Source organism: Flavobacterium aquidurense, from assembly GCF_031458035.1.
GTDB classification, from domain to species: Bacteria; Bacteroidota; Bacteroidia; order Flavobacteriales; family Flavobacteriaceae; genus Flavobacterium; species Flavobacterium aquidurense_C.
In genome coordinates this window covers 143,090-166,857 of the sequence record NZ_JAVDXR010000005.1, presented here as the reverse complement: position 1 = coordinate 166,857, position 23,768 = coordinate 143,090, and the positions used below count along the sequence as shown (strand labels likewise).

Sequence of the window (23,768 nt, the reverse complement as noted above, 5' to 3'; positions counted from 1 at the left end):
GTTCTGAGTTTTTTTTTGAAAGGGGTCAAAGGTTCATAGTTACGAAGTAACAAAGGTTTTTTTCGCCACGAATTCACGAATTTTATTAAAAGTAATTCGTGAATTCGTAGCTTATTATTTTTAGTCTACTGAGTACTAGTTTTTATCCTTAAGTTTGAGTACTAAGTTTTTTTTTACAATCGCAAAAACCTTAGAGACTTAGTACCTTAGCATCTTAGAACCTTATTCAAGTTTAAACTCGTAAACATTTCCGCCTACTTTATTTGTTTTTTCGTCGGCGATTATTAGGGTATTGTTGTCTTTGAAAACTATGGCTTCTTTTTGAGAATAGTGATTTAGTTTGATTTCGGTTTGAGTGCCTTTGTGGAATAAATCTCCTTTAAAGTTTTTGAATAAAACAATTTTATCGTGACTTAACAAAACTACCTTTTTTCCGTCAGGGCTAATGGTTGCGCTGGTTAAAACACAATGATTATAATTATTACAGGTTTTAAATTCGCCTATTTTGGTAGCTTTTTGAGTTCCGGATCTATTTGGTATTTTGTAGATAAATGCAGTTCCGTCAAATCCTTTACTGCGATTTTTTGTAAAAAGATAAAAGTAATTTCCAAGTTCAAAAAAGCCTTCTACATCATAAAACATTTCTTTTTTCTTTGGCGGAAATTCGGTTTGCTCCGGATACGAAAATGAAACTATATATTCGGCGGATGCTACATCTTTATTAAGCTGATTTTTATTGATTTTATAAATACATAAATCTTTGCGCAGATTATCATTATTTCCAAAATCGCCTATGTAGATATTACCACTTTTATCTTTCGTAATATCTTCCCAATCTACATTTTTCGCATTTGCAATAGTAATAGTTTTGGCCAACTTCCCTTCTGAATCTAACGCGTAGATTGCATTTTTATTACCGCTGTCTTCTAAAGTATATATTAGCTTTTTCTCTGGAAAATATACTATTCCAGAAACTTCTTTCAGCACTTTAGGCAATGAATAAATCTTTTTAAAATCACCATTTGATTGCTGCTGACAAGCTAATAAAACAATTGAAGCTGCTATTAAAAGAGACTTTTTCATAGGATTATTTTTTTTATTATTTTGCCAAAAATTAAAAGGATTAGATTGATTTAAAAATCTATTTAATCGGTGTCATCTGTGGCAAAACCTCAAATTAAATTGGTGTTTTTAAAATTACGGGTGATAAACTCAAAAGCTGCAAACATAATATGTCCCATCGATTTGGCATTTTTAAATTTCATATCATTGGTATAACGGTATAATTCCATTTTTAGTTGATTCAGATGTTCTTCTGTGGAAATGGTATCGTGACACATGATATTCAAAAGTTTCTTGATTCTGTTTTCGGCAGAATGAATACGTTTGGCTAAAATCGCTCTTTCTTCATCTTTATACTGAATAATCGACCGTTCTTCTAATTTATCTTTGATGAGTTTTATCATCGGATAGTTTTCCTTAAAAAACTGCGGACGATATACTTTGAAATTTCCTTCGTAACATTGCTGATCAAAATCAATCGGGCGAATTTTATATACTACCTGATCAAAATCGTGAATTGGGACAATCACGTAATTGTACGCGCGCATATCACCCAAAAGCCTGATCATACAGCGCTCATTGAACTTTACAAACTCTTTTGCAATTTGAGATTTTTCCATCTCGGTACAACTATCCAATAAGGTATCCATAAAAACATCCCCCGGAATTCCGATGATATGTTCTTCAATCAAAGTGTCTTTAAAAACTAAAAAGTTTATTTTATCGGGCGAAAGAATATCTTCTAATTCTAATCCGTAAATTCGGGAAGCATCGGCTTTTTTGATATAAAAGTGAACGTAATTGTCATTGAGAATATTTCGGACTTTAATTCTGAAAGGTTTTGAATTTCCGAAAGTACAATAATCAATTGCATCAATATTTAAGAACTGAATGATTTCGCTATTTCCATCAGAATGCAAAAGCGAATAGATTTTTTTGAGATTCAGATCAATTTCATTTCGCTCAAATTCACTGTAGTAAACACGAATCCAGAGCGTATCTGTTTCATTTTTATCATACACATTTACCGAACCGGAAAAACGCAATAAATCATCATAGAATACAGACACTTTCGAAATTCGTTCGTACCGTTCTAAATAACTTAAAAGAGCTGATGTTAAGGGATAAGATGGCTTTTTTAAAACCATTAAAGGCTCACTCATTTTTTTGAATATCTTTATTACAAATTTACATCAATACGATGATATAAATAAAATTTAACGTAACAATAAACAAGTTGAATCGTCTTACTAAAAAACTAAAACCGAAATAAATTTGGAAACCATCCTTACCATTGAAAATCTTAGCAAAAGATACGGGCGCATTCAGGCCTTGAAAAATATATCTTTTGAAATACAAAAAGGCCGCGTGTACGGAATTTTAGGCCCAAACGGAAGTGGAAAATCAACGACTTTAGGAATTGTCCTGAATGTTGTCAACAGGACTTCAGGCAATTACCGCTGGTTTAACGGCCAAGTTCAGACTCACGAAGCTTTGAAAAAAGTAGGTGCTATTATAGAGAGACCGAACTTCTACCCTTATATGACGGCCGAGGAAAACCTAAAATTGGTATGCAAAATAAAAAGCATCAATTATGCTAAAATCAACGAAAAGCTTGATTTGGTAGGTTTGACCGAAAGAAAAGACAGCAAATTCAGTACTTTTTCTTTGGGGATGAAACAGCGTTTAGCCATTGCTTCGGCGCTTTTAAACGATCCTGAGATTTTGATTTTGGATGAACCGACGAATGGTTTGGATCCGCAGGGAATTCATCAGATTCGCGATATTATCAGAAAAATTGCTTCGCAGGGAACTACTATTTTACTGGCTTCGCATTTATTGGATGAAGTCGAAAAAGTATGTTCGCACGTGGTTGTTTTAAGAAAAGGTGAAATTTTATATTCGGGTTCAGTTGACGGCATGTCTGCCAATGAGGGTTTCTTTGAGGTTCAGTCAAATGATAATTTACTATTGAAAACGGCTTTACAGGAACATCCGTCGATAGACAGAATTACGGAAGAAGAGGGAAAAATATTGGTGTATTTAAAATCAGAATTATCAGCTTCAGAACTAAATCAGTTTTTGTTTTCTAAAAATATTATTCTGAGCCATTTAGTAAAACGAAAAAACAGTTTAGAAGCCCAATTTTTAGAATTAACCAAAACCGCTACAACCAAAAGCAACTAAGCCATGAACAGACTTATTTCTATAGAATTACAAAAAATCTGGAAAAACAAAGCCAGTCGTATTTTAACTTTAACGTATTTTATTTTACTGTCATTCATTGCGTTAATAGCCTCGATAAAATTTGATATTGGTCCTTTTAAATTTCATTTGGCCGAAATGGGAATTTTTAACTTTCCTTTTATATGGCATTTTAATACTTATGTGGCGGCCTGGCTTAAATTTTTCTTAGCCATTGTAATTGTTTCGATGATGGCTAATGAATACAGCTACGGGACTCTGAAACAAAATCTGATTGACGGACTCAGTAAAAAAGAATTTATTTTGTCTAAATTTTTAACCGTTGCTCTTTTTGCTTTATGCTCTACTGTTTTTGTTTTTGTAATGAGTTTACTTTTGGGATTAAGTTTTTCATCTTACACCCAATTTGATATAATCTTTATGGATTTAGATTATTTATTAGCCTTTTTTGTAAAGTTAACCGGTTTCTTTTCTTTCTGTTTATTTCTTGGAATTTTAGTTAAACGTTCTGCCTTTGCTTTAGGTTTTCTTTTGGTTTGGAGTATTATTGAAGCGATAATAAGAGGATTCCTGACTTTTAAAGTTTTCCCGAATAGCAACACAGCCGATAATATTGTGCAATTTCTGCCACTAGAATCTATGTCCAATCTAATAGTCAATCCTGCTCCGAGATTAGCTGTTGTAAAAACTATTGGTAACCAAATAGGAATCGATACTACGATGGATTACAGCGTGCATTATTCGGCTATTTTAATCGTTTTAGTCTGGACATTTTTATTTGTTTATTTTTCTTACAAATTATTAAAAAATAGAGATTTATAGTATATTTGTTTTACTATGAATTATTTTAAAAGTTTTATTATTCTCTTGTTTATTTGTTGCCTTCCTACAAAGGTTAATGCGCAATTTATAACTATTGATGATACGAAAACACCGCAGTACCTTATTCAAAATATTTTGATAAATAGTTCTTGTGCTTCTGCATCAAATTCTACAGGAAGCGGAGATACTTTTAGGCCCGGAAGACAAAGTTTTGCCTATTTTAATAGTCACGGAAGCAGTTTTCCTTTTAGCGACGGGATTGTACTAGTTTCATCAACAGCTCAAAGTGCTGTGGGACCGTTTGTTAGTGATGTAAATGAAGGTGCCAATGATAGTCCTCAATGGGGTCATGACAGCGATCTTGATGAAATATTAGGTATTAGGTCTCTTAATACAACAGTCTTAGAATTTGATTTTATTGCTTATACAAGTTCGTTGAGTTTTAATTATATTTTTGCTTCAAATGAATATCAATATAATTATCCGTGTCAGTATTCTGATGGATTTGCTTTTCTAATCAAAGAAGTCGGAACTACTGATCCTTATAAAAATTTAGCGGTATTACCCAATACAAATACACCTGTTTCTTCTGTAAATATTCGCCCAAAGATTGAGCCGGGAACAAGACCTGGAGGCGTTGTTTATCAAGGTTGTGCCGCTTCAAACGAAAGTTACTTTAACGGTCTAAATACAAATACCAGTCCGGTAAATTATGCCGGACAAACGGTTGTTATGACCGCTCAAAGTACCGTAACTGCAGGAAAAAAATATCACGTAAAACTAGTAATTGGCGATGCCGACGTTAGGTACCAAAATTCTGCAATTTTTCTAGAAGCGGGAAGTTTTGCTTCAAAAATTACTCTTGGAAATGACCGAACAATTGCAAGTAATAATCCTGCTTGTTTTGGAGAAACAATTCTATTAGACAGTAAATTAACAACTGCTGATTATACTTTTAAATGGTACAAAAAAGACAATCCTGCTGTTATTTTAGGTACAAATTCAACTTTTGAAGTGACAGAAGCAGGAAATTACAAAGTTGAAGCTACTGTAAACGGAACAGCATGTATATTATCAGGAGAAATCAAAGTTGAATATGCTCCAGAAATTCTTTCGACAGATACCCCTCTTCTGCAATGTGATGATGATGCAGACGGAATTTCAATTTTTGATTTGAATAAAGTAAATAATATTGTAAAGAATAATGTCGCAGATATTTCTAATGAAGGCTATTATGAAACATTAGCCAATGCACAAAACAAAACAAATCAAATTGCAACGCCTGGAAATTATATTAATCAGAGTAATAATCAACTTGTATATGCACGGCTTGAGAACACTTTTGGATGCTATAAAATAGCTCAAGTAACTTTACAAATTGCCAATACGCCAATTGCAGATCCAAACCCAATAAATACTTGCGATGGAGATGAAATTCAAGACGGATTATATCATTTTAATCTGGATACCGAAGTTACTCCAGAAATCACCGAAGGTGCAGGTCTTCCAAGTGGTTTAACAGCGATTTATTATTTAACAGCCAATAATGCCTTAACAGAAACAAATCCATTGCCAAATATTTTCAATAATACAATTGCATTTAATCAAACTATTTATGCCCGAGTTGTTAATGGCCCAAGTTGTTATGATGTAGTACCCGTTAAACTTGTTGTAAATACCTTTGATCCTCCAAATTTTGAAGAAGAAACACAATCACTATGTAAAGGAAGTGAAACCACATTAACGGTTGCTACTGGTTTTAGCAGCTACTTATGGAATACCGGAAGCACAGACAACTTTATACGTGTGAATACTGCAGGTGATTATCAAGTTACTGTTACAGATAACAATGGTTGTAAAAAAACTAAAAAATACAAGGTTATATTATCAGAACCGGCAATGATAACCGGAGCAGAAATAGAAGATTTTGCCGCTAATCAAAATTCAGTTTTACTTCAATATTCAGGTAGTGGAAACTATGAATTTTCATTAGATGGCATTATTTTTCAAGATGAACCTTTATTTGAAAATGTAAAACCGGGTGTTTATAATGCAATTGCAAGAGATAAAAATGGTTGTGGACTTTCCAACATATATCCATTGTATGTTTTGGATTATCCAAGATTTTTCACACCAAACGGAGATACTTATAATGATTTATGGTACATAGAAAATTCAAATCAGCTTCCGGATTTCACTATTTCTATTTTTGATCGTTATGGAAAATTATTAAAACAAATGAATCAAAACAGTGGTGGCTGGAACGGAATATTTAATGGAGAGCAATTACCTTCAAGCGATTACTGGTTTAATTTGCTTTTTGCAGATGGAAGAACTGTCAAAGGTCATTTTAGCTTAAAAAGATAAAATTATTTTTAAACAATATAGACAACACGCTATCTTCACTTTCATAACTTGTTGAGTCAATAATTCTATCTTCAAAAAAAAGCCAATTTCAAATAAACCTCACATTCAACTATTTATAAATAAAAAAACAACATATCTGGCAAAGGAATTAAAATAAAACTTATTTTTGGTTGAAGTGAATCAATTTGATTTAGTTATTGGACCAATGAAAAAAACTTTACATTTCTTGTTGATTCTGTTTTACACATTAAATTGTTTCTCACAATTTAGTAAAACGCACTACATACCGCCTTTAACTTCTGTTACAGGACTTGCTGGCGATCAATATCTATACATCTCTACTCCCAGCCTTACCAATGTAAATTTTAAAATTATAGCCAACGGAGGAAGTGTAATCACCGGAACCGTAAATAGTAATAGTCCCTACCAATATTACATCGGAGCGGGCAGCAACACGCAGCTATTCGCACCTTCAGGCAACCTAGGAATTGTAGCGAATCGAGGATATATTATTGAAGCTGAAGATCTAATTTACGTTAGCGCCAGAGTAAATGCAGGCCTCAACAACGGCTCTTACAGTCATGCAGGAGGATTAGTCTCTAAAGGAAATAGTGCACTCGGTAATACTTTTAGATTAGGTGCAATGCTAAATCCGCTTTACGATGAAACATTATTGAATTTTACTTCAATCATGGCGACTGAAAATGGAACTCAGGTCACTATTTCAAATATTCAAAACGGAGCTAAGCTGATAGATGGAACAACTATTTCCGGACCAATAACTGTTACGCTAAATAAAAATGAAAGTTATGTATTGGCTTTAAAAAACTATAACGATGGTCAGATAAAATCCAATAGTTCTAAAATAATTGGAGCGTTAGTTACTTCAGATAAACCGGTGGCAGTCAATTCAGGTTCGTTTGGAGGAAGTAACAGTACATTATTAGGATCTACTCAGGGTGGTGGTTTGGCTCCGGCAGGAAGAGACGTAGGTTTCGACCAAATTGTTTCATTAGAAAAAACAGGAAGAGAATACATATTTATAAAAGGCCTCGGAACAGATGAACTAGAGCGCGTTTTATTAGTAGCCCATGATAATAATACAGAAATATTTCTTAACGGTTCTCCCTCTTCCTACATGACACTTAATAGCGGCGAATACATTACAATTAATGGCGACCAGTTCATTAATGGTAGTTTATATATAAAAACTTCTGCTAATGTTTTTGCTTATCAAAGCATTGGAGGAAAAACGAATCCTGCCAATCAGAACTTATTTTTTGTTCCTCCTATTAATTGTGCTACGCCAAATACAGTAGACAACATTCCACAAATACAATCAATTGGAAATAACACATTTAATGGATTTCTAAACATTGTTACCGAAACAGGCGCTACAGTTTTATTAAACAACAGCCCTATAAATTCACTTCCTGTTGCAATCGAAGGAACAACTGCATTTGTCAGGTATAATGTAGCTGATTTATCAGGAAATATTGCCGTCAAATCGACTAAGCAAGTATATGTTTCTTATTTTGGAACCAATGGAGCAGCAACTTATGGTGGCTATTATTCGGGTTTTGATTTAAAACCGGAAATTGTTAGTGGTAAAATTACTTTAACCAGCTCGTCCTGTATTCCAAATGTGTCTTTAAGAATCAATTCTTTATCCTCTTACGACACTTTTCAATGGTACAAAGACGATGTCATAATTCCGGGTGAAAACAATAACAACTTTAGCCCAACGCAACCTGGATTTTATCAGGTAAAGGGAAGCATTTCAGGTTGTGTAAGCGATGTTTTCTCAGATAAAATTCCGGTGAGTGACTGTCCTGTTAATCTTGACAACGACTTAGCAAATGATAACGTAGATATCGATTATGATAATGACGGACTAACAAACTGCAATGAATCTTATGGAGATGTTTCTCTAAATATCTCAAACCCAAATTCAGGTTTAGTGCAAACAGGAACGTATTCTAATTCATTTTCAGGTACAATTAGCAACACAACTCCCGCAGCGGCAATTCCTTTTGACGGCAAGGCCGATGGTAGTTTTGTTACAGAAGTTGTGGCCGGAAAAGGTTTTTCTGTAAGCTATAGTTTGATTTTTACAAAACCAATAAATCTAAGTTTAGAATATATCGCAACTGCTAATACAAACGACTTACTAAATTCCGACTCCGAGTATGTAATCAATTCGGACATTAATAAAACTGTCACTGTCCTGAATCCAACCAATCAATTATTAATTGACACGAATTACGACGGAATTTACGAAAGCGGCGTTACTCAGTTCTCCTCCTTCGAAATTCGTTTTCGATTGAACGGGAGTGTTCCATTACAGCCGGGAACAGGTACATTCAAATTCCAGTCTTACCAGACGCAGACATTTAAAATTACACATAAAAATTTGTTAGATACTGCAGGAAATAAATCAACTTTTAGATTAATCGCAACTTGTATTCCAAAAGATACCGATGGTGATGGAATTCCGGATCAATTGGATTTAGATTCAGACAATGATGGCGTGCCAGATAGCACCGAATCACAAACAAAACCAATAGCACTATCAAACGCAGATAGCAATTTAGATGGTTTGGATGAAATATTTGACTCTACTGCAGCACCGATTGATACCGATAATGATGGGGTACCAAATTATCTTGACTTAGATAGTGATAATGATGGTATTTACGATTTGGTTGAGTCAGGAAGCAATACTCCAGATCTTAACAAAGATGGAATTATTGACATAACGAACTTTGGAACTAATGGATTAGCAGATTCTTTAGAAACAAATTCTGACAGTGGTATCTTAAAATATTCTGTCTCAGATTCTGACAATGATGGCATTAAAAACTACACCGAGAAAGACAGTGATAATGATGGCTGTAATGATGTTATAGAAGCCGGATTTACAGATCCTAATTTTGATGGTCTTTTAGGAAACATACCCCTTGCAATAAACACAAATGGAATTGTGACCAGTAGAACCGACGGATACACGACTCCAAATGGCAATTATATTATTGCAACTCCAATTATAATTAGCAAACAGCCCGAAAACCAAACGGTTTGTGAATTGCAAAAGGCAACTTTCAGTATCGAGTCCAATGCTGATAGTTTTCAGTGGCAACTTTCAACAGACAACGGAAATACATGGAATACATTAACGGATAATACGATTTATTCCGGAAGCAAAACCCCTACGTTAACCATCCAAAAAACAAGTTCGGCAATGAATGGGTATTATTATCGTGCTTTTTTAAATCGACTTAATAATGCCTGTGGAGTAACTTCGGCCAATTCTGTAAAACTAATTCTCTTGGCTTTACCTATTTTAAATTCTCCCATTACTATTGTTCAATGTGATGACGATACTGACGGAATTTCTAACTTTAATGTAACGGAGAAAAACAGTTTTATTTCAGACAATTTCGCCAACGAAACATTCTCTTATTATACCACTTTAGCAGGAGCTAACACCAAAGATCTTACTAAGCTAATTTCAAATTCTCTGGCGTATACAAGTAGCAATAAGACTATTTGGACAAGAGTAGAGAATTCAAACGGGTGTTTTTCGACTGCTCAATTAAATCTGGTTGTTTCGACAACACAAATCGATCCGGGTTTTAAACGATCATTTAATGTTTGTGATGATTTTATTGATGCGGTCAATGATGATAAGGACGGAATTGCTGTCTTTGATTTTAGCAGTGTTACAGCTGACATTCAGGCGATGCTTCCTTCTGCAAGTACAAATTACTCCATAAAGTATTATCCAGATCAAGCTAATGCTTTAGCAGAAACGAATGTAATTACAAATGCTTCAAATTACAGAAATACAACACCAATTCAGCAAGAAATTTGGGTGCGTGTAGACAGCAATCTGGACAATGCCTGTTTTGGATTAGGAGCATATGTCAATCTTAAAGTAAATCCGAGACCTGATATTGACGTCAACAGTAATCAGAGTGCCAACCAATTAGTATGTTCGAATTTACCATCCTTTTTTGTTAAACTCGATGCAGGAATTATTGGTAATTTACCTGCCAGCACCTATACTTATGTCTGGTCAAAAGATGGGAGTATAATTCCGGGAGAAAATATTGAAACTTTAGATGTAAATGAAGAAGGAAAATATAGCGTAGAAGTTTTTACTAAAGGCGAAAATAGCTGTAGCAGAATACGAACCATTACCGTAACCGCATCTGATATTGCGCATCTGGATTCTGTTTCCATTTCAGACTTATCTGATTACAACACTGTTACAGCAGACGTTTCCGGAGCTGGAAACTATGAGTATAGTATTGACGAAGCAAACGGTCCTTTTCAAGAATCTAATTTCTTTGAAAATGTTGTTCCGGGAATACATGATCTTTATATTAATGATAAAAATGGTTGCGGGACAATTTCAAAAACTATTGCTGTTCTCGGAATCCCTAAATTTTTCACTCCTAATAATGATGGATATAATGATTACTGGAACATAAAAGGTGCAAATGATACTTTTAATTCGGGTGCAAAAATTCTAATTTTCGATCGATATGGCAAACTAATTAAGGAGATTACGGCATCAGGCAATGGCTGGGACGGAACTTACATCGGCAGTCCAATGCCTGCTGATGATTACTGGTACACTATAAAACTCGAAGATGGACGTGAAGCTAAAGGCCATTTTAGTTTGAAAAGATAAACCTGAAAATATCAAATTTCAAATTTCAAAATTCCAAATTCCAAATTTCAAAATTCCAAATTCCAACATTAGGCTTGAAAACAAAAAAAATCCCAAATTCCAGAAGGAATTTGGGATTTTTATATTGAATTTTAGAAATTAGATTTTAAATCTTTTTCTATCAGTTTCAGTTAAATAAATCTTTCTTAAACGAATAGATTTTGGTGTAACCTCTACATACTCATCTTTTTGAATATACTCTAAAGCTTCTTCAAGAGAGAAAATAATTGGAGGGATAATTCTGGCTTTTTCATCATTTCCAGAAGAACGTACGTTAGATTGTTTTTTCTCTTTTGTTACGTTTACACACATATCATCTCCACGAGAGTTTTCTCCAATTACCTGACCTTCGTAAATTTCAGCATTTGGTTCAACGAAGAATTTACCACGATCTTGTAATTTATCGATAGAGTAAGGAATAGCTTTACCTTTTTCCATAGAAATTAATGAACCTTTGTTACGTCCGGCAATTTCGCCTTTGTAAGGCTCGTATCCAATAAAACGGTGCGCCATAATAGCCTCACCAGCTGTTGCAGTAAGCAATTGGTTACGTAATCCAATAATTCCACGTGATGGAATATTAAATTTAACAATCATACGTTCACCTTTAGTTTCCATAGAAAGCATTTCTCCTTTACGCATAGTAACGAATTCAACTGCTCTACCTGAAAGATTTTCTGGTAAGTCGATTGTTAACTCTTCAATTGGCTCACATTTTTTACCATCAATTTCTTTGATGATAACTTGTGGCTGACCGATTTGTAACTCATACCCTTCTCTTCTCATTGTTTCAATAAGAACAGATAAGTGAAGTACTCCACGACCAAAAACCATGAATTTATCAGCAGAATCAGTTTCACCTAACTTCATAGCTAAGTTTTTCTCTAATTCTTTTGTTAATCTTTCTCTAATGTGGCGAGAAGTTACAAATTTACCCTCTTTACCAAAGAAAGGTGAGTCATTGATAGTAAACAACATACTCATTGTAGGCTCGTCAATATCAATTGTTTTTAAACCTTCAGGGTTTTCATGATCAGCGATTGTATCTCCAATTTCAAATCCTTCAACTCCAATGATAGCACAAATATCTCCAGCAATTACTTCCTGTACTTTTTTACGACCAAGTCCTTCAAAAGTATGTAATTCCTTAATACGTGATTTAGAAATAGTACCGTCTCTTTTTACCAAAGAGATTGGCATTCCTTCTTTTAAAACTCCTCTTTCTAAACGACCAATAGCAATACGACCTGTAAAAGCTGAGAAATCCAAAGATGTAATCAACATTTGTGGTGTTCCTTCAGAAACTTTAGGAGCAGGTACATTTTCAACAACCATATCCAATAATGCTTCAACATTATCAGTTACGTTTTCCCAATGATCAGACATCCAGTTGTTTTTAGCAGAACCATAAACTGTTGGAAAATCCAACTGCCATTCTTCAGCACCTAATTCAAACATTAAGTCAAAAACTTTTTCATGAACTTCTTCAGGAGTACAGTTTTCTTTGTCTACTTTATTGATAACTACGCATGGCTTAAGACCTAAGTCAATAGCTTTTTGTAATACGAAACGAGTTTGTGGCATCGGACCTTCAAAAGCATCCACTAGCAAACATACACCATCGGCCATGTTCAATACACGTTCTACTTCACCTCCAAAATCGGCGTGGCCTGGAGTGTCAATAATATTGATTTTTGTTCCTTTATATTGAACTGATACGTTTTTAGAAGTAATAGTAATACCTCTCTCACGCTCTAAATCGTTATTATCAAGAATTAAATCACCTGTATTTTCGTTGTCACGAAATAATTGACAGTGATACATAATTTTATCAACCAAAGTGGTTTTACCGTGATCGACGTGGGCAATAATTGCAATGTTTCTAATAGATTCCATCTGTGATTTTTAATGGGTGCAAAGGTACACTTTATTTTGATATAAAAAACGTTTCTTAGATAGTTTGCGTATATCCAAGTAATTAGTTCGTTAAACAATGTAAAATTAACTATCAATTTGAACCCTATTTATTGCAGAATTATAGTTAATTTAACTATATTTGAGTAATGAAAAGTAAAACTCTCCAAATTACTCTAGTTTATATTATCATTTCGTTATTTATGGCAATAGTTTGTCATAAATTACTCACTAATTACTTTTCTTCGACAGAAAATTACTATTTATTCCTTATAAAAGACATTCTTTACATTTTAATCACAGGACTGGTATTCAAATACATACTATCTAAAAACGACATTAAAAATGTTTCTGTTTTCGAAAAACTAAAACAGACCAATGAAGAAATTAAAGAATCGAACGAAAAATATGACATCGTAGCCAAAGCAACAAGCGATACCATTTGGGACTGGAAAATTCAGGAAGACAGCATTAGTTGGAACAGAGGAATCGAAGGTATTTTTGGATACAATCAGGAAGAAGTAGGAAAAACATCAAAATGGTGGTTTGACAAAATCCACCCTGAAGACAGTATTCGAATGTCTATTAAACTCTATTCCTTCATTGAACAAAAAACAGAAAAATGGCAAGATCAATATCGTTTCAGATGTGCCGACGGAACCTATAAATATGTCCTTGACCGGGGTTTTTTATTAAAAGATGAAAAAGGGCGAGCCATTAGAATGATTGGAGCCATTCAGGATATCACAAAGCAAAAAGAAGAAGAACAACGATTAAAACTTTTAGAAACAGTAATAACACAATCTAAAGATTCAATTTTAATTACAGAAGCAAATTCTGCAGTTCGAAAAATTCCAAAAATTGTCTATGTAAATCCGGCATTTTCTCAAATGTCAGGATATCAATCTAACGAAATAATCGGAAAATCTCCAAATATTTTCAAAGGACCAAAATCAGACTCAGACGAACTAAAAAAGCTTTTACGAGCAATTAAAAACGAGGAAGAGTGTTTAATCGAAACCATAAGTTACACCAAGAAAAAAGAAGAATACTGGGTTCGCTTTTCTATGATCCCTATTTTTAACAACGAAGGCGTAATTTCGCACTGGATTTCAATACAAAGAGACATCACTGATGAAAAAAAATTAGAAACAGAAAAAGAACATCTTATTCGTGAACTGACCCAAAACAATAAAGATTTAAAACAGTTTTCATACATCACATCACACAATCTTAGAGCACCATTATCCAATTTAATCGGTCTTTTAAATCTTATAGAGGATATTCCGATTGATAATCCTGAACTTGAAGAAATCCTGACTGGATTTACCAAATCAACACATTTATTAAACGAAACCATCAATGACCTCGTAAAAGTCATCATCATTAAAGACAATCCTTCGATGCAAAAAGAAGAAGTTTCTTTAAAAGAAGTTTTCGAAAATGTATTCAACCAACTCTCTTTTCAAATAGAATTACACAAACCAATTATAAAACTCAAATTCGACAGAGTTCCGCTATTAACCACAAACAAAGCCTACATAGAAAGTATTTTACTCAACCTACTAACGAATTCCATTAAGTACAAATCGGAAAATCGAAAATTAAAAATATCAATCACAGCCGAACAAATAGATCACAAAGCCATTTTAACTTTTAAAGACAATGGAATTGGGATCGATTTAGAAAGAAATCGCGACAAAGTTTTCGGACTTTATCAAAGATTTCATAACTATCCAGACAGTAAAGGACTAGGGCTATATCTGGTAAAATCGCAGGTAGAAACCATGGGCGGAACTATAAGTATAGATAGCGAAGTCAACAAAGGCACCACATTTACAATAACGTTTAAAAATTAATTTATTATGCTTGAGCAAATTCTATGCATTGACGATGATCCGATCACATTAATGTTATGCAAAAAAGTAATTTCAAAATCCGAATTTTCGAATGAAATTATCACAGCTCAAAATGGCGAGGAAGCACTGCTTCATTTCAATACCCTAAAGTACACCAACAGTAAAAATAATGTCAACAAAAAACCTGAACTGATTTTTCTGGATCTTAACATGCCGGTAATGGGAGGCTGGGAGTTCCTGGATCATTTTACATCTGAAGATTATGCCGAGTTCAACACAGCAAATGTCATTGTTCTATCCTCTACTATAGACCCTGAAGATCTGGCCAAAGCAAAGAAATACCCCATAATCATTGACTTCTTATCAAAACCAATCACTATTCCCATGCTGGAATACCTGAAAAGGAAAATTGACATTTAAACATTGCTCACCTTATCTTTGAATTTATTTTCCGACAAAAACAATTATGGCGTTTTCAGCCGCGACGGATCGGCTTTCCGCTAAATCTTTTACTCGGTAACTACCAAAATAAGCCAAAACAACTTATTCGTCACAAAAAGGTATCGCTTCTATCCCTAACGCGATCATAGGTAAATGGAATTAGTTTTTTTTCAAAAGAAATAAACTCCAATAAAAAAATTCCAAATCCCAACTTAACCCTCACATAAAAAGGACAAAGTATTGGAATTTGGAATTTAAATTTTAACCCAGTTATATCCAAACAAAAAAAGTCCTCTAAAAGAGGACTTTTTATATATTTAATAAATTGTAGTTAATTACAATTTAGCAACATGTTTCGTTAATTTAGACTTCAAGTTAGAAGCTTTATTATCGTGAATGATGTTCTTTTTAGCTAATTTATCAATCATAGAGATTACAGTTGATAATTTAGAAGCTGCATCAGATTTTTCAGTAGCTAATCTTAATGCTTTAATTGCATTACGAGTAGTTTTATGTTGGTATCTGTTAAGAACTCTTCTTTTTTCGTTACTTCTGATTCTTTTTAATGCTGACTTATGATTTGCCATTTTCTTTTTATTTTAGATGTAAAAATTATTATAAATACTAGTTAAAAAAGAAAAACCTCCCACAATTGCAAAACAATCACTTTGGTTTTAACTAATAAAACAAAAACCGAGACACCAATTTTTATTTTATAAAACTTATTCACAACTAATTTAGTAGTCTGTAAGGGAATCGAACCCCTGTTACCAGGACGAAAGCCTGGAGTCCTAACCCCTAGACGAACAGACCATATTCTTCTAAGTTTTTTTCCAATTTAAATAAATTGAAATTTGTAGCCCGTAGCGGAATCGAACCGCTCTTACATGGATGAAAACCATGCGTCCTAACCGATAGACGAACGGGCCATTTTAATTCTCAATATTTCAAGAACAAATTCGCAGTAAAAAAATAGTAGCCCGTAGCGGAATCGAACCGCTCTTACATGGATGAAAACCATGCGTCCTAACCGATAGACGAACGGGCCTGCTTCTCTAATGCGGATGCAAAAATACAACTATTTTTAAGATGTACAATACCTGATGTAAAAAAAATTATTATTTTTTAATATGCCTTCGCAAATAACACTCTTTTGGTAGACGGATTACCAGTAAACACACAGGTTCCCGCTTCCTCCACACTATCCAAAGGAATGCAACGAATCGTTGCTTTTGTCAAGTCTTTTATTTTCTCTTCAGTAGCAGCTGTACCATCCCAATGAGCTGACACAAAACCTGCTTTCCCTTCTAAAACTTCCTTAAATTCCTCAAAACTATTCACTTCCGTAATATGTGTATTACGATAATCCAATGCTTTATTAAATAAATCAGCCTGAATCTGCTCTAAAAGATCATTTACATAAGTAACGATTCCTTCAGCTGAAACCACTTCTTTTGTCAATGTATCTCGTCTTGCAACCTCAAAAGTTCCGTTTTCCAGATCTTTTGGACCAACAGCAATTCTAACAGGTACACCTTTCAATTCCCATTCAGCAAATTTAAATCCTGGTTTTTGAGTTGTTCTATCATCATATTTAACCGAAATCTTCAACTTCTTCAACTTCGCAGTCAAATCATTTACCGCAGTGGTAATTTCAGCTAATTGCTCATCTGTCTTATATATAGGAACAATTACAACTTGAATTGGTGCCAAATTAGGAGGCAAAACCAATCCCTGATCATCAGAGTGCGTCATAACCAAAGCCCCCATCAAACGAGTCGAAACTCCCCATGAAGTTCCCCAAACATGTTCTTGTTTTCCTTCGGCATTTGCAAACTTCACATCAAAAGCTTTTGCAAAATTCTGTCCTAAAAAGTGAGAAGTTCCTGCCTGCAAAGCTTTTCCATCCTGCATTAAGGCTTCAATACAATATGTTTCATCAGCACCTGCAAAACGTTCTGTTTCAGTTTTTATACCTTTTACAACCGGAATCGCCATGAAGTTCTCCGCAAAATCAGCATAAACATTCATCATTTTTTCAGATTCCTCAAGTGCTTCTGCTTTTGTAGCATGAGCCGTATGACCTTCTTGCCATAAAAACTCTGCCGTTCTTAAAAACAAACGCGTACGCATTTCCCAACGCACAACATTTGCCCATTGATTAATTAATAAAGGTAAATCTCTATAAGACTGTACCCATCCTTTATATGTAGACCAAATAATAGCTTCACTAGTTGGACGAACAATAAGCTCTTCCTCCAATTTAGCATTCGGATCAACCATTAGTTTTCCAGGTTTTTCCGGGTCATTTTTTAATCTATAATGCGTTACAATAGCACATTCTTTTGCAAATCCTTCTGCATTTTTTTCTTCCGCCTCAAACATGCTTTTCGGCACGAACAAAGGAAAGTACGCATTTTGATGTCCTGTCTCTTTAAACATTCTATCTAACTCCGCCTGCATTTTTTCCCAAATAGCATATCCGTAAGGTTTAATCACCATACAGCCCCTAACGCCCGAGTTTTCAGCTAAATCTGCTTTTACAACCAGCTCGTTATACCATTTCGAATAATCTTCTGATCTTGTAGTGAGGTTCTTACTCATATTGAATAGTTTGGCACAAATTTTGTTTTAATAATTTTTAACTAAATAGTTTGACAAAACTAACTATTTTTGTAATGTGCAACAATAAAAAACACCACAGATATGAAAACTTCTACATCTCTCCGCCAAAACTCAAGTCATTTTTACTTAATTGGAATGCTGAGTTTTCTGCTTGCATCGTGTGGTTCTTACCAAAATTCATCCTATCACGACAATGATGGTGTTTATGGTAATACACCTACCACTTATACTCAAACTACAACAAATACAAATAGTCAATATAAAAGTTATTTCAAATCATTACAGAACGACGGACAATCAGATGACATCTTTACCGATGTCGACAGCTATGGTAATTATGCTCAAAATGACAGTACACAAACCGCTCCCGCAGCTTACCCTGCCTGGGGAAGCGCAACTTCTGACGTAGCAGTAACCGTTTACTCAGACCCAATGTGGTCATTTGGAATTGGATTTGGATGGGGTTACCCATATTACGGATATGGCTACGGGTGGGGCTATCCTTATTATGGATGGGGTTACCCAGGTTGGGGTTATCCGGGATATTACCCCCCTTATTATGGTTATGGCTACAACAACTATGCTTATAGCTACGGAAGAAGAGGATCAGCTTCGTATTATGGATCTAGAAATTACGCTACAAACAGAGGGTATTCTACTAATAGAAGTGGTAGCTACACAAACAATAGAAATAGCTATAACACTAACAGAAGCAGTTCTTATTCTGATTTCAGAAGAAGCTCTACCATGTCTCGAAACAGCAGCCCAACTTTCACAAACAGAAGAAGCTCTACTCAAGGACAAAACAGTTACAACTATACTAATAGAAGCTCGAATGCTGCAACAAATAGAAGCTACAATTACAACAACAGCAACAGCTCTTCGTCCAGATCATACTCTCCTGGCCCATCTCGCTCTATGAACAGCAGTGGCGGAAGCATGAGATCATCTGGCGGCGGTGGCGGTGGCGGAAGATCTTACGGTGGCGGTGGCGGCGGAAGAAGATAATCCTTTTTTCATAAAATCGATAAATCACATTTAAAACTTAACCCCATGAAAAAAATATTTTTCCTATTTATTGCAGGACTAACCGTTAGCGCATCATATTCTCAGGAAGTGTCGGATGCTGTTCGTTTAGCTCAGGACAATATAACCGGAACCGCACGATTCAGAGCAATGGGCGGTGCCTTTGGAGCCGTTGGAGGAGATTTATCCGCTTTAACCTTAAACCCGGCAGGTTCGGCAATATTCATAAACAATCAGGTTGGAATAACTTTCAGCAACCAAAATATTAAAAATAATTCCAATTACTTCGGAACTCAAACCAGTGATAAAGACAATTCTTTTATATTAAATCAAGCTAGTGGTGTTTTTATTTTTAACAATCATAACCCAAATGCCAACTGGAAAAAAATTGCAATTGCAGGTACTTACGAGAATACAAACAATTTCAATAGTGATGTTTTTTCTGCAGGAACAAATCCCAGAAACTCTATTGACCAATATTTCCTAAAGTACGCTAACGGTATTCCTTTAAATATTATCGACGGATTAGAATACAGCGATTTAAATTATAATGAACAACAGGCACATTTAGGTTATTGGGGACATGTAATTGATCCTGTTAATGAAAATGACGGCAATAACACTCAATACACCACTAATGTTCCTGCCGGCGGTAATTATTACCAGGAAAATGAAGTATACGCATGGGGATACAACAGCAAATTAAGTTTTAACATAGCAACCTCTTATAAAGACAGAATTTATCTTGGAGCAAACTTAAATCTTCATATTACTGATTATAGAAGATCGAGTAGCTTTTATGAGGACAACAACAATCCTTTGGAACCAACCGAAACCATTTCTAACTTACGTTTCAATAATGACCTTTATACGTACGGAAACGGATTCTCTTTTCAGCTTGGAGCAATTGCAAAAGTTACCAAAGCCTTTAGACTTGGTTTAGCATACGAATCAAATACATGGTATGCGCTATATGACGAAACTGCTCAAAGCCTTCAAACAACAAGACAAGCAGCAGGCGGAGAAATAATTCATGAGAACATTAACCCTAATGTGATCAATGTTTACCAATCATACACTTTACAGACGCCTGGAAAAATAACTTTAAGCGCGGCGTATATAATTGGAAAATCAGGATTAATCAGCATTGACTACGCTTTTAAAGACTACAGCAACACGAAATACAAACCAACGAGTGACCCAGGTTTTGGAGGAGTAAATAATGATATGAGAAATCAGTTAACCAACAATGGCGAATTAAGAATTGGTGGTGAATATAAAATAGAACGACTAAGTTTACGTGGTGGATACCGATTTGAAGGAAGTCCTTATAAAAACGGAACAACAATTGGTGACTTAAACAGCTATTCAGCTGGTTTAGGTTATAGTTTTGGGGCTACAAAAATAGATTTAGCTTACTCCTATTTAGAAAGAAAATCAAATCAGGGATTTTTTGCTACCGGATTTACTGATGGTGCAAACATAACATCGAAACTAAATAATGTTTCTATGACTTTATTATTTGAATTGTAATTAAAGAATAAATAGATTAATTTAAATTTCCGTCAGGCTTTTACTTGACGGATTTTTTTTTAGCCCTGATGGAAGCGACATCCTTTTTCTAGCTTCTTTAGCTAGGAAAAGATATCGCGAACAGCAGGATTAGCTTCATAAAAAACACCTAAAAGAAACCGAAACAAGTGGTGTTTGAATAAAAAAGTGTAATTTTGCACTCCAATTTATAAAAGTATGAGAACCAAGTCTTTAAAAAAGAACAAAATTAACGTAATCACTCTTGGGTGTTCGAAGAATGTATATGACAGTGAAGTGCTAATGGGACAGCTTCGTGCCAATGGTAAAGAAGTACAACATGAGGCACCTGCAGCAGAAGAAGGAAACATTATCGTCATCAACACTTGTGGATTTATTGATAATGCTAAAGCAGAATCTGTAAACATGATTTTGGAATATGCTGATAAAAAAGACAAAGGTTTAGTTGACAAAGTATTCGTAACAGGATGTTTATCTGAGCGTTACAGACCTGATTTAGAAAAAGAAATTCCGAATGTGGATCAGTATTTTGGTACTACAGAATTACCTCAACTATTGAAAGCTTTAGGAGCTGATTATAAACATGAATTATTAGGAGAACGTTTGACCACAACTCCTAAAAATTATGCCTATTTAAAAATTGCGGAAGGCTGCGACAGACCTTGCAGTTTTTGTGCAATTCCGCTAATGCGTGGTAAACACGTTTCGCAGACTATCGAAAAATTAGTTAAAGAAGCTGAAGGTTTAGCTAAAAACGGTGTAAAAGAATTGATTTTGATCGCACAGGACTTGACTTACTACGGTCTTGATATTTATAAAAAGAGAAATCTTGCTGAACTTTTAGAAGCTTTAGTAAAAGTAGAAGGAATCGAGTGGATTCGCTTGCACTATGCCTTTCCTACTGGTTTCCCGATGGATGTTTTGGAAGTTATGAAACGCGAGCCGAAAATCTGTAATTATATTGACATTCCTTTGCAACATATCTCAGATTCTATTCTAAAATCGATGCGTCGCGGTACTACACAAGCTAAAACGACTCAGTTATTGAAAGATTTCCGCGCTGCAGTTCCCGGAATGGCAATTAGAACAACATTAATCGTTGGATATCCTGGAGAAACTCAGGAAGATTTTGAGATTTTGAAAGATTTTGTTCAGGAAATGAAATTTGACAGAATGGGATGTTTCGCCTATTCTCATGAAGAAAACACACATGCCTATTTATTGGAAGATGATGTTCCGGACGATGTAAAACAAGCCAGGGCTAATGAAATCATGGAATTGCAATCGCAAATTTCATGGGATTTAAATCAGGAGAAAGTTGGACAGGTTTACAAATGTATTATTGACAGAAAAGAAGGTGCACATTTTGTCGGAAGAACTGAGTTTGACAGCCCGGATGTTGACAATGAAGTTTTAATTGACGCTTCTAAACATTATGTAAAAACTGGAGAATTTGTTAATATTAGGATAATAGAAGCAACAGAATTTGATTTATACGGAGAACCTGCTTAAATTTACGGTATAACTTTGTTAATTAACTTTTAGATCGATTTTTTTATGAAACCCACGCAATCCTTATTTCTTTTAGTCTTAGCCTTATTCTGTTTCAATTCTGTTTCGGCACAATATGGAAATGGATACAATAATGGATATGGTGGCGGTGGCTATGGCAGTGGCGGTTATGGCGGAGGAATGGACAGAAGCATGATGCAGGGACCACAAAGCAGTCCAAGCAAGCCTAAAGAAATACCTGCAGAAGAAACGGCTGCAAAAATCGTTGAACAAATGAAACCTGAAGTAAATCTTGATGAATTACAAGCTATTGCAATTACAAATGTTTTAGCTGACAGCATGAAAGAACAGGGCATTCTTCTGAAAAATGAAAATAGCAGTCAGGATCAAAAAATGGAACAAATTAAAGCACTAAGAGAGAGCACTACAAAAAAAATAACCGCTTTTTTAAATCCAGATCAAGTGGAAAAATACAATTCTTTTATGGCTAATTTCAAGGAGATTAAAAAAACTAAAAACAAAAAGAAAAAAGATTCCGAACCTAAAGAAGATCTAAAAAAAGATAACGAATTAACAAAAGTTCACGAATAATTGTTTTTAACCCAATCTTAAAACGCAATCTACCATGGCGAAAAAGCATTTTTATTACTTGATTTTAGCAATTATAATTACTTCTTGCTCGACAAACCCATATAAAACTACTGAGAAAGCTTACGATCAACAGCTTAAAACCTTAGAAAATCAAATTACAAGCAAAGAAGCCAAACCAATTCCAGCAGTTAGTCCGGTAGTTATAGATACCTCGTACGCATCTCAACTGGGAATCGTAAAAGATACATTATCAAAAACAGGCTCAACTGCTTTATTAAACGGAATCAATACGGAATGGATAGGAACTGTAAACTTTAATTTAAGAAAACCAAGTTTTATTATTATTCACCACACAGCACAAGATTCTCTGCAACAAACCATAAACACTTTTACTAAAGTAAAAACCCAAGTAAGTGCTCATTACGTTATTTCGGAAAACGGGAAAGTAGTCCAGATGCTAAATGATTATTTAAGAGCCTGGCATGCAGGTGCAGCAACATGGGGAAAAAATACTGATTTAAATTCGAGCTCAATTGGAATTGAACTTGACAATAATGGCTTTAAACCTTTTACAGAAGCACAAATCAGCAGCCTTGTAGCTCTTTTAACCAAATTAAAAAAAGATTATAATATTCCGACTCAAAATATTTTAGGACACGCTGACATCGCTCCAGGACGAAAGCAAGATCCAAGCGCTTTGTTTCCATGGAAGACTTTAGCAGAAAAAGGATTCGGAATCTGGCCAGATGAAGTTTTGGAAGAAGCCCCTTTTGATTTTAAAATTGAACCTGCTTTACGTATTATTGGTTACAACACTAAAAATCTTTCAGCTGCAATTCAGGCTTTTAAATTACATTATATACAAACAGATGTTACAGCTGTTTTAGACAGAAAAACAATTGATACTATTTACTCGATTTATAAAAAGCAAATTCAGTAAAAAAACAATTTATAAAATATAAAAACGCGTTTCTAAATATTTAGAGCGCGTTTTTTTTGTTGTAAAGCTGCCACGAATTACACAAATTAGAACGTAGCGTTTTTAGCCACGGATT

16 protein-coding genes and 3 tRNA genes are annotated in these 23,768 nt (G+C 34.6%); 11 read left to right on the top strand and 8 right to left on the bottom strand.

Annotated elements, in window-relative coordinates; genetic code table 11:
- Positions 1–222: 222 nt before the first annotated feature.
- Together J2X17_RS09975 and J2X17_RS09970 are read right to left on the bottom strand one after the other, a co-directional pair.
- Positions 223–1,083, bottom strand: coding sequence for a hypothetical protein (locus tag J2X17_RS09975; protein WP_310297108.1), 861 nt, complete (start codon positions 1,081–1,083; stop codon positions 223–225).
- A gap of 89 nt (positions 1,084–1,172) precedes the next feature.
- Positions 1,173–2,225 carry a hypothetical protein gene (locus J2X17_RS09970; RefSeq protein WP_310297106.1) on the bottom strand — a complete coding sequence of 351 codons (1,053 nt, stop codon included), beginning with the start codon at positions 2,223–2,225 and terminating at the stop codon, positions 1,173–1,175.
- 112 nt (positions 2,226–2,337) lie between these two features.
- On the opposite strand from J2X17_RS09970, the gene J2X17_RS09965 reads away from it, so the two are divergent.
- The 4 genes from J2X17_RS09965 to J2X17_RS09950 all read left to right on the top strand — a co-directional run bounded on the left by J2X17_RS09965 (position 2,338) and on the right by J2X17_RS09950 (position 11,155).
- A complete protein-coding gene (locus tag J2X17_RS09965) occupies positions 2,338–3,249 on the top strand; it encodes an ABC transporter ATP-binding protein (RefSeq protein WP_310297103.1) in 912 nt (303 codons plus the stop codon).
- A gap of 3 nt (positions 3,250–3,252) precedes the next feature.
- Complete coding sequence (locus J2X17_RS09960) at positions 3,253–4,089, top strand: ABC transporter permease (protein ID WP_310297100.1); 837 nt, start codon at positions 3,253–3,255, stop codon at positions 4,087–4,089.
- Between the two features lie 135 nt (positions 4,090–4,224).
- Positions 4,225–6,456, top strand: a complete 2,232-nt coding sequence (locus J2X17_RS09955; RefSeq protein WP_310297098.1) for a T9SS type B sorting domain-containing protein — start codon at positions 4,225–4,227, stop codon at positions 6,454–6,456.
- A 205-nt stretch (positions 6,457–6,661) separates the two neighbouring features.
- A complete protein-coding gene (locus tag J2X17_RS09950) occupies positions 6,662–11,155 on the top strand; it encodes a T9SS type B sorting domain-containing protein (RefSeq protein WP_310297096.1) in 4,494 nt (1,497 codons plus the stop codon).
- A gap of 138 nt (positions 11,156–11,293) precedes the next feature.
- Here the strand turns inward: J2X17_RS09950 and typA are convergent, their stop codons facing one another.
- On the bottom strand, positions 11,294–13,090 hold the full coding sequence (gene typA / locus J2X17_RS09945) for a translational GTPase TypA (RefSeq protein ID WP_310297093.1): 1,797 nt from the start codon (positions 13,088–13,090) through the stop codon (positions 11,294–11,296).
- A gap of 167 nt (positions 13,091–13,257) precedes the next feature.
- Here typA and J2X17_RS09940 point away from each other — a divergent pair, with 167 nt between their 5' ends.
- Together J2X17_RS09940 and J2X17_RS09935 are read left to right on the top strand one after the other, a co-directional pair.
- On the top strand, positions 13,258–14,967 hold the full coding sequence (locus tag J2X17_RS09940) for a PAS domain-containing sensor histidine kinase (RefSeq protein WP_310297090.1): 1,710 nt from the start codon (positions 13,258–13,260) through the stop codon (positions 14,965–14,967).
- A 6-nt stretch (positions 14,968–14,973) separates the two neighbouring features.
- Positions 14,974–15,387, top strand: coding sequence for a response regulator (locus tag J2X17_RS09935; RefSeq protein WP_310297087.1), 414 nt, complete (start codon positions 14,974–14,976; stop codon positions 15,385–15,387).
- A gap of 356 nt (positions 15,388–15,743) precedes the next feature.
- Here the strand turns inward: J2X17_RS09935 and rpsT are convergent, their stop codons facing one another.
- The 5 genes from rpsT to proS all read right to left on the bottom strand — a co-directional run bounded on the left by rpsT (position 15,744) and on the right by proS (position 18,012).
- Positions 15,744–15,995 carry a 30S ribosomal protein S20 gene (rpsT, locus tag J2X17_RS09930; RefSeq protein WP_007803459.1) on the bottom strand — a complete coding sequence of 84 codons (252 nt, stop codon included), beginning with the start codon at positions 15,993–15,995 and terminating at the stop codon, positions 15,744–15,746.
- A 154-nt stretch (positions 15,996–16,149) separates the two neighbouring features.
- Positions 16,150–16,221: transfer RNA gene (locus tag J2X17_RS09925), tRNA-Glu, on the bottom strand.
- A gap of 44 nt (positions 16,222–16,265) precedes the next feature.
- Positions 16,266–16,337 (bottom strand) — tRNA-Glu (locus tag J2X17_RS09920).
- Positions 16,338–16,384: 47 nt separating this feature from the next.
- A tRNA-Glu gene (locus J2X17_RS09915) sits at positions 16,385–16,456 on the bottom strand.
- Positions 16,457–16,533: 77 nt separating this feature from the next.
- Positions 16,534–18,012 (bottom strand): proline--tRNA ligase, encoded by a 1,479-nt coding sequence (proS, locus tag J2X17_RS09910; RefSeq protein WP_310297084.1) that lies wholly within the window; start codon positions 18,010–18,012, stop codon positions 16,534–16,536.
- Between the two features lie 102 nt (positions 18,013–18,114).
- On the opposite strand from proS, the gene J2X17_RS09905 reads away from it, so the two are divergent.
- The 5 genes from J2X17_RS09905 (at position 18,115) to J2X17_RS09885 (ending at position 23,653) form a co-directional block, all read left to right on the top strand.
- Positions 18,115–19,041 carry a hypothetical protein gene (locus J2X17_RS09905; RefSeq protein WP_310297081.1) on the top strand — a complete coding sequence of 309 codons (927 nt, stop codon included), beginning with the start codon at positions 18,115–18,117 and terminating at the stop codon, positions 19,039–19,041.
- A 45-nt stretch (positions 19,042–19,086) separates the two neighbouring features.
- Positions 19,087–20,592, top strand: a complete 1,506-nt coding sequence (locus tag J2X17_RS09900; RefSeq protein ID WP_310297078.1) for an OmpP1/FadL family transporter — start codon at positions 19,087–19,089, stop codon at positions 20,590–20,592.
- A gap of 216 nt (positions 20,593–20,808) precedes the next feature.
- Positions 20,809–22,122: a 30S ribosomal protein S12 methylthiotransferase RimO gene (gene rimO / locus J2X17_RS09895; RefSeq protein WP_194657072.1), complete on the top strand. Its 1,314-nt coding sequence runs from the start codon at positions 20,809–20,811 to the stop codon at positions 22,120–22,122.
- A gap of 45 nt (positions 22,123–22,167) precedes the next feature.
- Positions 22,168–22,713: a hypothetical protein gene (locus J2X17_RS09890; protein ID WP_310297074.1), complete on the top strand. Its 546-nt coding sequence runs from the start codon at positions 22,168–22,170 to the stop codon at positions 22,711–22,713.
- A gap of 34 nt (positions 22,714–22,747) precedes the next feature.
- A complete protein-coding gene (locus J2X17_RS09885) occupies positions 22,748–23,653 on the top strand; it encodes an N-acetylmuramoyl-L-alanine amidase (protein WP_310297071.1) in 906 nt (301 codons plus the stop codon).
- The last annotated feature ends 115 nt before the right edge of the window (positions 23,654–23,768 follow it).